Annotated in this window: 13 protein-coding genes and 1 pseudogene; 3 read left to right on the plus strand and 11 right to left on the minus strand. The window is 38.1% G+C overall.

Annotated elements, in window-relative coordinates:
* The first annotated feature begins 5 nt into the window (after positions 1-5).
* On the plus strand, positions 6-233 hold the full coding sequence (locus tag SATMO3_RS17615) for a hypothetical protein (RefSeq protein WP_371371051.1): 228 nt from the start codon (positions 6-8) through the stop codon (positions 231-233).
* Between the two features lie 702 nt (positions 234-935).
* On the opposite strand, the gene SATMO3_RS17620 is transcribed toward SATMO3_RS17615, so the two are convergent.
* From SATMO3_RS17620 to SATMO3_RS17655, 8 genes are all read right to left on the minus strand, one after another.
* Positions 936-2,885, minus strand: a complete 1,950-nt coding sequence (locus tag SATMO3_RS17620; RefSeq protein WP_371371052.1) for a methyl-accepting chemotaxis protein — start codon at positions 2,883-2,885, stop codon at positions 936-938.
* Between the two features lie 438 nt (positions 2,886-3,323).
* The gene (locus SATMO3_RS17625) at positions 3,324-4,805 is read right to left on the minus strand and encodes a sulfatase-like hydrolase/transferase (protein WP_371371053.1); all 1,482 of its coding nucleotides are present in this window, start codon (positions 4,803-4,805) and stop codon (positions 3,324-3,326) included.
* A 242-nt stretch (positions 4,806-5,047) separates the two neighbouring features.
* Positions 5,048-5,899 carry a 3-methyl-2-oxobutanoate hydroxymethyltransferase gene (gene panB / locus SATMO3_RS17630; RefSeq protein ID WP_371371054.1) on the minus strand — a complete coding sequence of 284 codons (852 nt, stop codon included), beginning with the start codon at positions 5,897-5,899 and terminating at the stop codon, positions 5,048-5,050.
* 49 nt (positions 5,900-5,948) lie between these two features.
* Positions 5,949-7,679, minus strand: coding sequence for a dihydroxy-acid dehydratase (gene ilvD, locus SATMO3_RS17635; RefSeq protein ID WP_371371055.1), 1,731 nt, complete (start codon positions 7,677-7,679; stop codon positions 5,949-5,951).
* Between the two features lie 100 nt (positions 7,680-7,779).
* Positions 7,780-9,126, minus strand: a complete 1,347-nt coding sequence (locus tag SATMO3_RS17640; RefSeq protein WP_371371056.1) for an MFS transporter — start codon at positions 9,124-9,126, stop codon at positions 7,780-7,782.
* 463 nt (positions 9,127-9,589) lie between these two features.
* Positions 9,590-10,177 (minus strand): chromate transporter, encoded by a 588-nt coding sequence (locus tag SATMO3_RS17645; RefSeq protein ID WP_371371057.1) that lies wholly within the window; start codon positions 10,175-10,177, stop codon positions 9,590-9,592.
* A 61-nt stretch (positions 10,178-10,238) separates the two neighbouring features.
* Positions 10,239-10,802, minus strand: coding sequence for a chromate transporter (locus SATMO3_RS17650; protein WP_371371058.1), 564 nt, complete (start codon positions 10,800-10,802; stop codon positions 10,239-10,241).
* A 39-nt stretch (positions 10,803-10,841) separates the two neighbouring features.
* Positions 10,842-11,978 carry an anaerobic sulfatase maturase gene (locus SATMO3_RS17655; protein ID WP_371371059.1) on the minus strand — a complete coding sequence of 379 codons (1,137 nt, stop codon included), beginning with the start codon at positions 11,976-11,978 and terminating at the stop codon, positions 10,842-10,844.
* 561 nt (positions 11,979-12,539) lie between these two features.
* Here SATMO3_RS17655 and SATMO3_RS17660 point away from each other — a divergent pair.
* Positions 12,540-13,256, plus strand: a complete 717-nt coding sequence (locus SATMO3_RS17660; RefSeq protein ID WP_371371060.1) for a FadR/GntR family transcriptional regulator — start codon at positions 12,540-12,542, stop codon at positions 13,254-13,256.
* Positions 13,257-13,959: 703 nt separating this feature from the next.
* On the opposite strand, the pseudogene SATMO3_RS17665 reads toward SATMO3_RS17660, so the two are convergent.
* The 3 genes and pseudogenes from SATMO3_RS17665 to SATMO3_RS17675 form a co-directional block, all read right to left on the minus strand.
* A pseudogene (locus SATMO3_RS17665) lies at positions 13,960-14,139 on the minus strand (transposase); the annotation flags it as partial.
* A gap of 513 nt (positions 14,140-14,652) precedes the next feature.
* Positions 14,653-15,009, minus strand: coding sequence for a hypothetical protein (locus tag SATMO3_RS17670; RefSeq protein ID WP_371371061.1), 357 nt, complete (start codon positions 15,007-15,009; stop codon positions 14,653-14,655).
* Positions 15,010-15,267: 258 nt separating this feature from the next.
* Entirely contained in the window at positions 15,268-15,621 is a 354-nt protein-coding gene (locus SATMO3_RS17675) for a hypothetical protein (RefSeq protein ID WP_371371062.1), read from the minus strand.
* A 345-nt stretch (positions 15,622-15,966) separates the two neighbouring features.
* Here SATMO3_RS17675 and SATMO3_RS17680 point away from each other — a divergent pair, with 345 nt between their 5' ends.
* Positions 15,967-16,725 (plus strand): IclR family transcriptional regulator, encoded by a 759-nt coding sequence (locus tag SATMO3_RS17680; RefSeq protein WP_371371063.1) that lies wholly within the window; start codon positions 15,967-15,969, stop codon positions 16,723-16,725.
* The last annotated feature ends 256 nt before the right edge of the window (positions 16,726-16,981 follow it).

A 16,981-nucleotide genomic window follows, 5' to 3' on the forward strand; every position in this document is an offset into this window, starting at 1 on the left:
TCAAAGTGGCTCAGCTTGCACAAGAGATAACCGTTTCCGGTATCCCGGTAAGAGCAGACATGTCCTTGTCACGGGAAGAAATCAACAAACTAGTTTATGAAATCATTCAGGACTTTGCCTGGGAAGGCCGACTGTTAGGAAGGATCGAGCTCATCCGCGATAAGCACCGAATACATGTCTGCTCTTATGAACCGCCGATTACCCAGCTTGTCCCCATTAATAACCTCTTATGAGTGAAACCCATAACTTTCTCTTGGCTAAAGAAAGTCCTCCTAGTCTAATAAACAATAGTTATGAAAAAATAGCCATAAATTACTTTTAAAGTAATTTATGGCTATTTTTTCTCTATCCATTTTACTTTATCCTGCATATTAAAACAAAATATATCCTTTTCACAAAACAAAGTATTACATAAAATATATAATTGTTAAGTAAGACATATAAAACCTCACGACACCACAAGAATCCAGGATTTTTCTATTTAAGAACTATTAATTATCGGACATATAGTCATCTGTACTTCCTATATCAGCTTCTATAAATATAAAAATAAGATTGACGTTTCAGATAACGACATCAAAGGAGAGTGATAGCTTGACCTGTCAACTGAATCTTACCATCCAAGTTCTCGACTGTCTTTATTAAAGTATTGATGATCCGAAAAGCTTAGTGGAGCTTGTGGAATCTCAATCATAAAGTTACCTTCTAAGAACAAAGGATGGGAGACGAAAATTATCTAAGTAATCGGTAATAGAAATGGTAGTATTATACGAAATATATTCTTTTTACGACCCAACATACTAAATCGATAATATCAAGTACCTAAAGATCAAAAAGAAGATAGAGGCACATATAAGACTTCTTACATACAGAATTACTCCTAACATTTATTATTAAATTATTAATGAAACATTTGACGAAAGAGCGGAGCTTCACTAAAATTTGAACACACTAATAACTTGAGTTAAATGCATAGACATCTCAGCTAATGCTTGACTAGATGCAGCTATCTCTTGCATTGAGGCAGACTCTTCTTCCGTCGAAGTAGAAACCATTTTCGATTGTTCCGCAATTTCTAAACAGACTTCTTCAATTTTTTTAATTGAGCCTACAATTTGCTGGCTGTATTTTGAGGTTTGATTAACAACGGCTGACGTATCACTAACGTGTTGTGAAACTTCTTGAATTAGAACAGATATTTCATTGAAAGCACTACCAGCCTTAGACACTACTTCAGTACCAACGTTAACTGCTTGAACGCCGTCTGCCATAGCAGTTACAGCTTTTGCTGTCTCACCTTGGATTTCCCCCACTAGCATTTCAATCTTTTTAGCAGCATCCTGAGATTGTTCGGCTAGTTTTCTAACTTCTTCAGCAACTACGGCAAACCCCCGTCCCTGCTCACCTGCTCTTGCTGCCTCTATTGCTGCATTTAAAGCAAGAAGGTTGGTTTGACCAGCAATATTAGAAATGGCATCGATAATCTGTCCAATTTCTTTCGAGCTTTCACCCAACTTACCAACAGTCGCCGCTGAATTTGTAACAACTTTCTCGATATTAGTCATCTGATTAATAGCGGCACTAATCGCTTTTTCACCAATTGCAGCGGCGTTTCCCGTCTTATTCGAGCTTGTAGCAACAATATCAGTGTTTGTTGCTACTTGTTGAATAGCAGAGCTTATTCTATTAACTACCTTGGATGCGTCGTTTATAGAACTTATCTGGCTGTCTAACCCTCGCGCAAGGTCGCTTATAATATCAACTACCCGTTCTGTTACTAATGCCGACTCTTGTGTACTTGCTGTAAGTTGCTGACTGGAAGAAGCAACCTGTGCTGCAGCACTGTCAACTTGTAAAACAATTTTTCTAAGATAGTCCAACATCGTATTAAATGCAGCACTCAGTTCACCAATTTCATCGCGGGAGTTCACTTCTATCTCTTTTACAGCCAAATTACCTCCGGCTATTTCTTTGAACTTTATAACCAGAATAGACAATGGATTTATAATCTTACCGGCGATAAACCAGCCTACTGTACCCACTAATAATATTGTCACCACAAGTAATAGAAGCATTTGAGGCATAATTTTCCGAGACTGTGCAACTAAAATATCGTTGGGTGTTTCGATACATGTTAGCCATTGACGCTCCTTGTCAAAAACATAATAAATTACGACATTCTCTCCCTCACGGTTATTAGTTTTGATTGTTCCATTTTGACCTCGGAGCCCATTCTGGATGTACTCTAATTTACTTAAATCCTTCTCTTCAGGTGTTAGGTTAGTATCAGGATGGGCAATAATCCTACCACTTTGGTCAACAATGAATACTGTACTTCCATTTATTGAGCGTTGTTTTACAAAATCATTAAGTATATTAAGGGCCAGTGCTCCCTGAATAACCCCATGAACATTACCTGATTCATCTTTAATTGGGACCGCAGGGGCAATTATCGGCTGATTTGTCGCCCGGCCAATTAATACTTCTGAAATATTTTCTTGGCCACTTGCCGCTTTTTTAAAGAAAGGACGGTCAGCCACATCAGTTAAAGCCAAATTATCACTACGTGAAATTTGCTGACCATGCATATCAATTACTCCAAAAAGCATATCCGGGTAATCTTTTCCTACGCTCACCAGAATTGATTTCATTGCCAATCGATCCATACTAATAATGGTTTGGTTTTTAGCTAAAAGCCTTAATGCGTCCATATTCCTATTAATAAAATAACGAACATCCTTTTGTATCATTTCAGCGTTTTGTAAACTAGCTTCATGATAATCATTACTTAGTTTTAATTCAAATATGTGATAGTAAATAGCAGTTGCTATAATTAAAGGAATACAACTTACACATAACATAATTGCGATTAATCGTTTTTTCAAATTACTTTCCTCCAAATAAGTATTTATTAATCCGTGGCCACTATGAAATACTCATTTAGCATGATCTTGGAGTTGTAAAATATTTGTCACAGATTAGTCAAATACTGCATATCGATGTTTAAAGATGTTGGTCATACAAACATAATGCCTGTATGACCAACTGAAAATCATCCAACCAGCTTTAAACTCTTTGGCATTCGCTGAGGAACTTAGCATGTGAAAAAGATTCAATCCTCTTCATGCACTCACATGTAAAAAAACACTACTGCTACTGTGGAAGTTATACCCCTTCTGTGTCAATCCAAACAACTACTACTTTTCAAGCGCAATCAAAAAACTTTAACTTCTGAGTCACTCATCTTATCGCTTTTCAAATATTAGCTCTTCCTTCACCTTAGCCAACTGTGAGCAAAGTATATTTTTTTTACACTAGCCACCTTACCGATCTGCTTGCGGGGCAATAACAATAGACCCAGCCTTAATTGACGGATCGCCTTTAGGGTCTGTTGTTGCTTGCCTATTTAGATCAAATGCAATTTCTCCCTCTTTAAGCAAGTTGAGTGCGTTAATCTGTCCATTTCCTCTCACGGTCTGTACAGAACCATCGAATTTCTCATCCGTATAATGTCTGAACCAATTGCATAATTGACTGCGCAGTTCTGTTACTTTTGCCTCCATCTCCGGAAGGTCGAAAAGGTTACTCTCTTCATTTGGATCCTCAGTCAAACAGTATAATTCATGCATACCAGTTTCATAGCGGTGCACATATTTCCACTCTTTTGTTCTAATCATACGCACTGGACCATATTCGTCATAGACTACCAAACTCTCGTGCTCCTGCATCTTTTCACCCTTAAGCAGCGGCAGGAAACTTTTCCCAGGAAGCAAACCATTTTTATACGGATTTGCTATGCCCAGATATTCCAGAATCATGTGGAAATAATCATATTGGCTTACCATCGCCTCAGCATTTGATGGTTTGATAAAGCCCGGTTGGTTTATAATTAGTGGCACCTTTATAGAGGTGTCAAACATATTCAGGGACTTTGTCGCATTTCCTTTACCCCAAACGCCATGATGCCCACAATTAAAACCATTATCTGATGTAAAAATCACAAGCGTATTTTCGCGTAACCCCAGTTTATCTAATTCAGCGATGATTCTTCCTATATTTTGGTCCATTGCCGTAATAGCCGCATAGTAACCTTTCAAGCATTCCCGCGCATCTTGTTCATCATAGCGATAGATCGCATCCTCCCTTATGAACCCCTGAGGAATATCATCAAAAGAGCAATCCTCATATAGTTTTACAATTTCCTCAGGATGTTCCCCGTCAATCCATGGATTATGTGGCGCTGTATAATGGACGCTTAAATAAAATGGTGCACCTCGTTGTGCTACATCATTCAGATATCCTATTGCATCATCCGTAATGCAGTCCGTCACATAACCCGGTTCCTCAATCAATTCCCCATTTTTAACCATCGGGGCATTATAATAATGCCCTGCTCCCTTTAAATGTACATAAGTATGGTCCGGAAATCTATTTTTGACAGCGTGCACGTCCCCGAGATGCCACTTTCCAGAAATTGCACATTCATAACCGACTTTAGAAAGAAGTTCTGGAAAGGTAAGTTGCCCGCGCAGATAATCAATCGCTTCCTCGCCATAATGTCCCTTTCTGATCCAATCCTGCACACCGTGCTGAGAAGGCATTTTACCCGTTAAAATAGTAGCTCTTGCCGGAGAACAAACCGGGGAAGCACAAAACGAATTGCTAAATGTCATACCGCTATTTGCCAACTGGTCAAGATTTGGCGTAATTATATGTTTGTTGCCTGCATAGCGCGCCGCCCAAGCACCTTGATCATCGCTTAGAATGAATACAATATTAGGTCGCTTTTGATCTTTCATTTTCATATCCAACCCCCATTTAATTATATATAGGGTTCCTCTCGAGTAATGTGTAAAGCATAATAGTGAACCTTGGAGTCCGCATTGGTAGCGAATATTGACCATGATGGCCTAACTTAATGAAACTAATGAGTTAGGACTTTGCCTGATCCGTCCTATCCAATATGACACAAGTGCGACATGCCCCAGGATGCTGCAGAAATTCGCTTTATATTGAACATCTTGCATCAACCTGCCATACTGCACTACTATTTGTTAATCGCAACCAAAAACTCTTTAACTTCTGCGTCACTCATCTTATAGGTATGTTCATCATTATTCGGGAATTGCCCCTGTCTTACTTCTTCGGTATACTCTCTAAATGCATTTGTCAGGACCTCACCGACATTGGCATATTTTTTAACAAACTTCGGAGTAAAATTATCATACATGCCTACCATATCAGCATAGATTAACAGCTGGCCGTGAGTATATGATCCGGCCCCAATACCAAGAATCGTGATACCGGCTCTCTCGGTGATTGCTTTACCTACTACTTGTGGCACGCCTTCCACAAGGATGCTGAACGCACCTGCTTCTTCAATTACCTTGGCTTGATCTACAATCTTCATAGCGGCAGCAGCGCTGCGGCCCTGGGCTTTATAGCCGCCGATTTGTCCCATGAATTGCGGGGTTAAACCGATGTGGCCCATAACTAGGATACCAGCTTGCTGGATAGCTTTTACTCGGCTGGCAATCATTTCTCCGCCGCCTTCTAGCTTAATGCAGTCAACTAGCGCCTCTTTTACCAGACGCCCGGCATTGGCTACCGCTTCTTCATTTGATTTTTGGTATGACATATATGGCATATCTCCGACAATGAAAGTGTTAGGAGCGCCGCGCCTTACTGCTTGACAGTGGCGTACCATGTCATCCATAGTTACAGGGAAGGTAGTGTCGTAACCTAGGCTTACCATGCCTAATGAGTCCCCAACTAGAATCATATCTACTCCGGCCTTTTCCTGCATTTTTGCAGTGAGATAATCGTATGCTGTCAGATATACAATTTTCTCACCTTTTTCCACCATTTGTGCAAAATCGTTGATTGTTTTTTTAGTCATAATAATCAGCCTCTCTTTTCTAAATATTTATGTATATTATAATTACAGACTAAATATCAAAACCTGCTCCTTCGGTACATTTACGAGCCAGGTTTCTATATAATCGGACCAGAGGAGTTGTTTCCTTCTCGGGAAAGACTTTGGTCTTTTTACGTTCAGCTAATGCAGCCTCAACTTCCTCCGGTGTAGCCGGTTTACCTTTTAAGCCGACAATATTCAAGGTGCGCGCAGCGATATCCATTTTAATGATATCTTCATCTTCTAGATAGGCAATCGGGCCTCCTTCTACTCCCTCTGGAGCAATATGGCCTACAGCCGGCCCGCGGGTTGCTCCAGAAAACCGTCCATCTGTGAAAAGGGCCACACTGCTAGAAAGTTCAGGCATATTCCAAAGGGCTTCCGTAGTACGTAACATTTCAGGCATCCCTGATGCCTTTGGGCCCTCAAATCTTATAAACATTGCAGTTTTAGGACCGATTTTACCATCTAAAAGTGCCGCTACAGCTTCTTCCTCGGAGTCAAATACACGTGCTGTCCCGGTGAAATTATGAATAGCTTCATCTACACCAGATAATTTGATTACGGCGCCTTCCGGTGCAAGATTACCTTTTAAGATTTTGATATTACCCTGGGGCTTTACTGGATTTTTACGGGTTTTAACAATGTCCTCTGCTGTAATCTTATAATTAGTTAAATAGCTATTTACCTCATTAAACCAGCTAGTCGCTTCTAGCTGCTCAAGGTTTTCCCCAACCGTTTTACCAGTAACAGTCATTGCGTCCAGGTATAGCACATCCTTAAGTTCACGCATAATAGCGGGTACTCCACCAGCGAACCAAAACAGATCAGTCGGCCATTGTCCTCCAGTTTTCAAGCTAACAAGGACAGGTACCTCACGGTTAATAGCATCAAATTCCTGCTGATCAATTAATATTCCCACCTCATAAGCAATAGCCGGTAGATGAAGCAACGCGTTAGTCGACCCACCCAAGGCGGAATGTACCATCAAGGCATTCATAAAGTTCTTCTTATTTATGAATTTACGAGGTACCAAACCGTTTTTCACGTTATCGATAATTTGTCTACCTGCTCTACGGGCAAATCGTGTTAGGTGCGTTGTATATGCTGCGGATAACGCATTTCCCGGTAAAGCTAATCCTAACGCTTCTGACATGCACTGCATCGTACTTGCGGTGCCGATGAATTGACATGCGCCTGCACTAGGACAGCAGTTTCTCGAATAGTACATCAGCTCTTGCTCGCTCAAGTTGCCTTTGGCATATTTATCTCCAGCTCCGTATAAAATCTCGGAGGACATATAATTTGGACCGCTTAGCATCGAACCACCACAAACATGTAAAGTTGGCATATCAAGACGGAGCATTGTCATTAATTGCGCAGGAACTGACTTATCACACGATGCCATAAATACACTGCCATCAAAAGGTGACGCCAAAGCATGTATCTCAAACATATAAGACATAATCTCGCGGCTTGCCAGAGAGTAATTCATACCGTCATGCGCCATAGCTATTCCATCGCAAATATCGGTCACTGCATAAATCGCCGGTTTTCCCTGTGACTCGTAGACCCCTATTTTGGCCTCATTAGCAAGTCCGCCTAAATGACTACTGCCAGGGTGACTATCGCCATGAACAGTATCAATTAGAATCTGGAGCTTTCCCAAATCCTCGTCATCCCATTGCATCCCTTCTCTAAGTCCGTCCCCCTGATAGTTAACTTTCCTTAGATATTGACTTCGACTACGTTTACAACTCAAAATAAGACCTCCTTGCTCTGCTTTGTTACCTTATGTCTTTGATGTATCCCTTGGTGTGAGTTAATTTGATATCTTGTCACTAGCAATATAATAAAACTACTCATTCAAGTTCAACCCGTTTTATCTCACCCACAATAAACAAATAACTCAAAATCGCGACAAACGCATGCATCACAACATATACTAGTCCACCATTAAAGGAGCCGGTTGTCCCAATAATATAGCCAATTACAATTGGTGTAGTGATGCCAGCGAGACTACCGGAGGTATTTAATATGCCGCCGCTAAGACCGACAATTTGTTTTGGTGCAGTATCAGAATTAACTACCCAACCGAGTGCACCAAGACCCTTACCAAAAAAGGACAATGCCATAAGAGAGACTACAACCCATTCCACATCAACATAGTTACAAAAAACCATGGTCATGGATAGTAACAAGCCAATAATAATAGGTGCTTTCCTGGAGAAAGTAAGAGAATAGCCCTTTTTTAGCAAGTAGTCAGATATCACGCCCCCCAAAACTCCACCGATAAAACCACATATAGCAGGTATTGCTGCAACGAAACCAGCCTTGAGAATGGTCATCCCTTTTGCCTGCACAAGGTAAACAGGAAACCATGTAAGGAAAAAGTAAGTAATCGCGTTGATACAATATTGCGCAATGTAAATACCAAGCATCATACGATTTTTCAACAAATCTTTGACATAATCCAATTTCGATCTGTCTGTTGTTTCTTCTTTTTTGTTACCTTGATCCATATTCACCAAGGCTCCGCCTTGGGAAATATACTGAAATTCAGCTTCATTAATCATAGGATGTTCATTGGGATTATAGATAAATTTTTGCCATATAAAAACATAGAGAATTCCGAGTGACCCCATGCACCAAAATACATATTCCCATCCATAATTCTGTACAAGCCAGCCCATTAACGGAGCAAAGAACACTGTAGCAGCATACTGTGCTGAGTTAAAGATTGCCGAAGCCGTTCCTCGCTCGCTAGCTGGAAACCAAGCTGCCACAATCCTGCTGTTTGCTGGAAATGAAGGTGCCTCAGACATTCCCACTAAAAATCTAAAACTAAACAGAATAACAACCGCTACCCCCCCAACAAAAAAACCTATAAACCCTTGCAACATAGTAAATAATGACCAGAAAAAAATACTAGCAACATACACCTTTTTTGAACCAAAACGATCTAACAGCCATCCTCCTGGTATTTGACAAGCAACATAAGCCCAACTAAAAGCAGAAAACAGATATCCCATTGCGACGGAATCAAAATTCAACGCTTTGGCCATTACCGGACCGGCTATTGACATAGTGGCACGGTCGGCGTAATTAATTACAGTAATAAAAAACAATATGGCTACGATAATCCAACGAACATTAGTCTTCTTTGTCACCGTTACATCTGTTTTTGTTAAACTTGTATTATAATTCACAACTCTCACCTTGTGGGTCATTGGAAAACCCACTGTCCCTTTCCTTAACTTTTTGGTTGTGTCTCTTCAAATAATGAAGCTGAGGCTTTTTCATAATTTGATTCAAAGATTAATTATAACACTAATCACAAGATTTAGAATTCGCAAAATAAAGACACCCTGTAATTGTACCGTAGATACTCGTTTGTATTATGAAATCTCTCAACTATATACCAAATCGTAAATGTTTACTGATTATAACTCGTAGCATTATCCGTCTTGTCATCGTTAAAATAATTAAGTCTCTCTGCTGTCTTTGCTCCTGTAACAATCCACCTCTCAATAATAATTAATTAAGATGACGTATGCATAAGAATAATTTTACAAAGCGTTTCACTCCTTTTTGTTATAAATTAAAGATTCAATACTATGTTGCTCTATTTTGCAAGCTACTACTGTATTGAAATCATTAAAACCAAAAATATTAAAAAATCACGATACCAATAAATCCAGAAAGTATTATAAGAAATATTGGAGTAATTGCTGTCCTTAGTAGCAGAAGAAATATTGAAAGAGATATAGCTAGACTTTTTAATTCAAAAATTGGAATATCTTTTATGAAAATATTGTAACCATTAAGGATTAACTTATCTGAGGCAGGTAAAATAATGCCATTTTTTAATGCCAGACTTATAGCCGCATAGAGAATAATTCCCGTGATTACAGGCCTTAACCCATGAAAAGCCGCAGTAACTAAATGATGTTTATATATTTTAAAGAAAAAAGCCGCAACGAGTATCACTAACATAGTTGTTGGCAGCGAAATTCCTAAAAATGCGGCAAATGCACCAGCAAATCCTGCAACTTTAAACCCCAGTGCTACAGCAAGATTCACCCCAACAGGACCAGGCGACATGGTAGCGATTGCCACGGCGTCTGTTAACTCTGCTGCAGTTGCCCATTGATTAGCCTCCAACTCTGCCATTGCAATAGGAACCATAACAAATCCCCCGCCAAACGAAAAGAGGCTTAATTTAACGAAAATTATAAAAAGTCCAATTAATACGTCCATTTATTTTCCTTCTTTGCATCAATTTTCATAATCCTTAATAATATTATTTCCAAACATTCCGTTAATTTTTTTTGTAATTAGTGGCTATTATACCCGCGAAAGCTCCCAGCACGATAATTAGGATAGGATGAGCGTGAAAAAACATCATTCCAGAAAAAGCGAGTAAAGCAATAATGATACATACTCGATTAAGAATCGATACCTTTCCAATCTTATATGCCGCATAAAAGATAAGTGCTATTACTGCAGGTCTGATGCCACTAAAAACGGCTTGCACCCAAGGATATGTGTTGAACTCAGCAAAGAGAATAGTTAGCAGTAATACAATGATTACACTAGGCGTTAAGTTACCAAAAATTGCGGAAAGTGTGCCCGGCACTCCTGCAACAGTATGCCCCACCAAAGCAGAAGCATTTAATCCTATAGCTCCGGGCAACGATTCGGCTACTGCAAAAATATCAACTATTTGTTTATGATCAACCCATTTTTTCTTCTCCACAGTTTCATGCTCTATAAGCGGTACCATTGCGTACCCTCCACCGAAACTGATGCTACCAAGTTTGAAAAAAGTAAAAAATATTTCTAATAATAAGTAAGTATTTTTCCCTATTGCACTTGCCTCCACTATAAAACTCCTCCCAATAGCATATAATCAGCCTTTTTATTAATTATTTCTACTAGCTTTTTGTGCAAGTATTTGTAATCGCTTGTAGGCATATTGAAAGAATTCCTTGTATGATGAACAATAGTAATTAATCCCTACTACCCCCTGTATTTCCCGGTCCCTCCGACAACCTCCGCGGCAAAGGTGAAGCCAATCGCAGACAGTGCATTCACTAGGTAATTTTACTGATTGACCTATAAAATCGATTGTTGCGCGGTTTCTCTCCAAGTCATTAAAGCTATCAGTATTTAAATTGCCTATCTTATACCCATCCATAACATAAAAATCACATGGAAAAATGCTTCCGTCTGCTTCGGCTATATACTGACGCGAACATACTCCGGACATTCCACAACTTTCTGGCGGCATATTCATTACCATTCCCACAAGGTTTTCAAAATACCGAATGTAGATGTATTTCCCATTAACCATATCTTCATACCATAAATCGAATAATGTTTTAAGGAAATATGTATATAGGCTTGGAGTAAGGGAATATCGATGCATACCGCGCTGCTCATCTAACGGATCCAGACAGGGGATAAATTGTAAGTACATCCATCCATTTTTCTTGTACTGGTTATAGACTTTATGGATTTTTCGCGCAACTTGAGCTGAAATAACTGTAAGTATATTGAAATCGGTTTTATGCTTATTCATCATGGAACCAACTTTGATCAAACGGTTATAGGTCCCATTCCCCTGAGTATCTATGCGGCATTTATCATTTAGTTCCTTTATGCCATCAATAGAAAGTCCGACCAGAAAGTTATTCTCAGAAAAAAAAGAGCACCACTCATCATCTAGACAAATACCATTTGTTTGAATCGCATTACGAACTACTAAGTTTTTTACATTATGCTTTTTTTGCAATATCACAAGTGTACGGTAAAAATCCAGCCCAACAAGAGTAGGTTCTCCTCCCTGAAATGCAATCGTGCATTCTCCCGTTGCATGCGTTAGTACTTTGCGTACAATATTTTTCAATGTATTCAATGACATCATGCCATAGTTTTCTATAGTTCGATGATTTTTAACATCACTATAAAAACAGTATGTACAGCGTAAATTACAGTTTCCCGAAGCTGGTTTTAGCATTATATGTATTGGAGGCAAGGTTCCATCTCCTTGTATCACAATCACCCCAGAGAATGCGTATACATATTGTCAAAGCGCACTTCTTCGGATGAACGATCAGTGTTATCGGGTTTTAACTTAGATACCATAGAATCTTTTCCCACTTGCATTGACAATGAATCGCAACTGATCAGCCATGATCAACACTATGCAGTTTAATGCATTGTTTATTGCTAAATGTTGAATGTTCAATGTTCAACATTTACATTTAAACATTTCGATCATGATATGTCAAGTATTATTTTGAATATTCATTGAAAAAAGTAAATCAATACTAATCCAAACTTTCAGATATATAACGTATGAATTTTTGAAGACATTTAACGCTTACATGCCTTTTAGAACTTTAAAATAGCTCAAGAAGCTAGTCATCTTTTCTAGCCGTATAACCATGATTTCGTCTCGGGCCTTGAGAATGAAAAAATCTAATTACTACCATAGTTATTGGAAATTAGACATAAAATATGGTATAGTAAAATTGTGTAATTTTGCTTCATTTTTAAAATATTTTTTTCCGCTATATGATCTATTGGATCATAAATTTGAAGGGAGTTATAGTGATTGAAACATATTGACGATTATATCCAGCCTATTAGTAGCTCCTCTATCTCTCAAAGGGTGATAGACCAGCTCACAAAGGCGCTGATTTCTGGCCAGTTAAAGCCAGGTGATAAAATTCCCACTGAAGTTGAATTGGCAGAAAGCTTCGGAGTAGCAAGAAACTCGATACGTGAGGGAATAAAGATTCTAGAAGCATTTGGAATAGTAGAAATTAGAAGAGCGGAAGGCACCTTCATTCGTAATGGCTTATCCCAGTCAATGATTAACCCGCTATTGTATGGAATTATTCTAAACCAAGGCGACTCTTACGAAATTCTAAAGGAGTTCCGAAAGTATATAGAAATTGCCATTATTAAGCTATGCATAAATAAATATACTGTAGATGATTTAAAAGAAATAACTGCGGCTTACGACCACCTGGTCTTCTGCGCAACTGTACATCAACCAGACCTAAAAACTGTAGTTAAAGCAGATGACGAATTTCATAAAGTAATAGCAGAATCAACGCACAATCCTTTAATGGAAACCATCAATTCTCTAGTACGTACGCTTACAGCAGCCAAACGTTTTGAAACGAATTCTCAGGTGTTAAAAGTCAACCCAGAATACTTCATAAATTCACATAAAGCGATATATACTGCCATCGTACACCGAAATGACAGCAATCTTGAGCAAATAGTTCCAGATAAATATTTTGTAGATATCGAGCAGTTGTAACGCAAACTTACGCTAAGAGATTTCAAAACTTCGGAATATATGGGATTTACCGGCAGAAATCCTCTGCTTTAAGTCAAAGAATATGCTACAGCATTTTTCTTGAAGATGCTTTGGTATGTCTTCTAGAAATCCATTTTTAGATACACAAATCCAAAAGTATAATTATGAGTATTAAATAATGAATCACAAAATAGACCAAAGTCACCATGGAAGTTTCGGACAAATATGTGATGATGTAAAACCTTCCTTTATAGCAATTCTCGCTATAAAGGAAGGTTTTTATGTCAGCAACTTAAGAGAAGTCATGTAACTTCTTCAAGGTCTCAGATTTTTACTATAATTTACAAAAGCATGGATCGACCTGCCAAGGACGGCTGCAATATCCTCCTCCGACTTTTGATTTTTCTCCTTATGAGTTTACTTATTAGGCTCTAAAGCTAGTAGTGATTTAGTCTATTTTGTTTCTCTCTATTAAGTCCGATAGTATTGCACAAAAGAAACCAGTATTAACTTGAAAAGTAATACCGAGTGTTTCACTGGAGCGGGCGAAGGGAATCGAACTTTTGTTTAAGTGATTTCGCACCGAACAGTCGCCCCATTATTATGGGTCCAATTTTATAAAAGCTGTTATATTAAAATAACGTAAGCGTCAAAAATGCATTACCTTGACAACTGTTACTTGATAAGTAAACATCAAAAGAAAAAAAATGTAAGTCAAATAGGCATGTGGATTTAAGCTATTTTCTTTAGCAGTTTCGATGATGCTGAAAACAATTGCCGCTTGCGTTAGCGCCTCGGGGAGTATTGACAAAAAGGAATTTTTGCGATCAATAACAAATGGCTTTATGCTGCGCTCAGCTCGATTGTTGCTGATATCTAACCGTCAATCCAGCAGATAGCGTGCCTTAATTGTCTTGCCGCTGCTGCGACAAGTTTCTACAGTGCTGATCCATTTTTTTACATCCGGACTTCATGTGTTACTACCTGTACATTCATGAATTGGACTCCTTTGGAGTATTTTAGAATGCTAAAATAATCTAAAAAGCTCTAATTTAGATATCATGGAGATATTTCTCACGGAAAAATTGTTGTACAGGTGACGGTTTAATTGACGCTTACAGAATAACAGCCTTGGCAATAGCTTCTCAAGAAAAAAATTTCAAAAATTCTCATCTACAGAGTACATATTCTTTAGCATAGGCATAAGCTCTAGTTCTTGATTCTTACCTTCTTTAGTTGTGCAGAATACTACTTTGCACTCAGGCGTATCCATCTTAAATTTTTTGAGATTGCACAAATTTCAAAAAAGTCAAATGGACGGACTCTAGCTTAGTATCATATTGATAACGGCTCGAATGCCTTACCTATGTAAATTGTATAACAAGCTGTGTATCCCCTAAACTTTTACGGATGACCGATCGTTTAATACAGTTGCCTTAATTTCTGCAGAACACGCCAATACTTTTACCTTTTTTGAGCGGGCTATCATAAAACCGCCAAAGACTGATATAATTACCCATCTTTCACCCAGTTTAATCCTAAGTGCTAAAATTTCTTTTTCTCCAATATATGCATTATAAGAAAGAGCTATTATATGACCATTAGCTAAAGTAACCGATGCCTCATCGATTTCTTTGGAAAACACAACTCTGTCAGGTATAACTATTTCCAATTTGAGCTTATTTCTAGGCCTCTGCCTTATTTTAGCCTCCGTTGCTTGAGAGGCCAATTGATTTAAAGCCACTTCATTCATTGCTTATTTCCTTTCTCCTGACTTGCAACTTCAATCCACAAAAAATAGGCTTAAGCTAAATTACTTTTTGCAAATACACCTTTTCGATCTTTTATGGTTTACATTAATCAATAGTCCAGGTCATAATGTGTTCCCTGAAATTCATCTTTAATTTATTTGGCTCGATAATATTGAAGTTATTTCCGCCACGCACACAATAGTCATGCGTCAATAAATTGATTAATGTTTATATTAAGCATTTGTCGTGCAACTATCCAATTATGGTTCAATGTTGGTAGAACTTATCACTCCATTCTTCACATCAAAAAGAATTTTATAAATATAATCTTGCTTCTCTTCATACAACCAGACCAACGGTTTAGTGCGTTTTCGCAAATAGCCCCAATCTATAGTGGCTGCGACTACTTTACTTAGAGTAAGCCTAGAAGCATCACTAAAACTTAGTGCTACCGTCATTGAGCAGTCATTTTCATTTTTATTAAGTACAAACTGCTCTAAAATTTTTGGTTCCTCATTTTGCAGATTAGCGTCGAAAAATTCCACATGGCGACCAAGTGAATTATTTAGTATTTCCTGGAGGCCAAAGTACACACCTTCAAATCGTTTATTCATTGATGCACCTACTCTTCAAATTCTTAAATCTCATAAATAAAGGTATGGAAAAAACCTGATACAAGTATCTTTGTCTCACATTTTGGTACAACGTATCTCAATATGGTACATTAATTATTTTATCACTCCTACTTAGCCATTGCAAACAAATAAACTCAAAAACTCTGCTTTAAAATTTTCTCCGCTAGCCATCTCTCAGGCTAAACAGATCTAAATTCACAAATATTCATATAATTTATTGATAAAAAAGGCTTCCAAATACGTACTTAAGTTGCAAATTATCATTTTACTTGATAGTATATAAGTGAAAAACAAAACATTATGACACAGCGCAAGGAGTAAATAATGAACAGTACGGTAATTCAGTCTGTAGTTAGAGCAATTGATATTTTAAAGTGCTTCGAAGACTCGGAAGAGTTAGGTGTAACGGAGATTAGCCACAAAATGGGACTTCATAAAAGTACTGTTTTTAATATCATTACCACCCTTGAGAAATGTCATTTTATCGAAAAAAACGCGAATTCAGGTAAGTATCGCCTTGGTACTGAATTATTTAGACTTGGAACAAAAGTTAATATAAGTATGCGTAAGATTGCTCAACCTTATTTGGAACGGCTTGCTTCTCAATTTAAAGAAACTATAAACTTAGTAATAAGAGATGGAAATTGCGTAATTTATATTGAAAAGATCGAAAGCTCACATTCAATGCGTATAAGTACGATGGTAGGAGGACGACTTCCTATTAACGCAACCGCAGTTGGCAAGGCTATTCTCGCAGGGCTATCGGATGATGAACTGGATAAAACTCTCGATGAGCTTTCTTTCGTTAAATTTACCGAAAGCACCATCTGTAACAAAAATGAACTTATGGACTATTTAAAAAAGGTTCGTCTCGCTAAGTACGCCGAGGATGTCGAAGAACTAGAAATAGGTTTAACCTGTGTTGCGGCACCTATATTTGATCATACTGGAAAAGCTATAGCAGCTATTAGCATCTCAGGGCCGACAACAAGAATGTTGGAATCATTTCGTGAGCAAATTGCCGAAGAATTAATCAAGGTTACTAGAGAACTTTCATGTAAATTTGGATTTGAAACAATATAGACTGTTTTACAAACTATTTCGCGACGTAGGCTGCACTCCAATTGTTACTGGCTACCTAAATACTTAACGAAAAAGAAGACAGCAATTCGACATAACGTCGAATTGCTGTCTTCTTTTTCTATTTAAATCATGATTGAAATTGTAAGAGGATAGTGATACAATATCAGTATCACAATAAGGTACATTGTATCATATTATGGTACTGATTTATTTGGTTACTACTAACTTACTGAATATGGAAACATTTGAAAAATCG

The organism is Sporomusa aerivorans (assembly GCF_041428895.1).
Classification (GTDB): Bacteria; Bacillota; Negativicutes; order Sporomusales; family Sporomusaceae; genus Sporomusa; species Sporomusa aerivorans.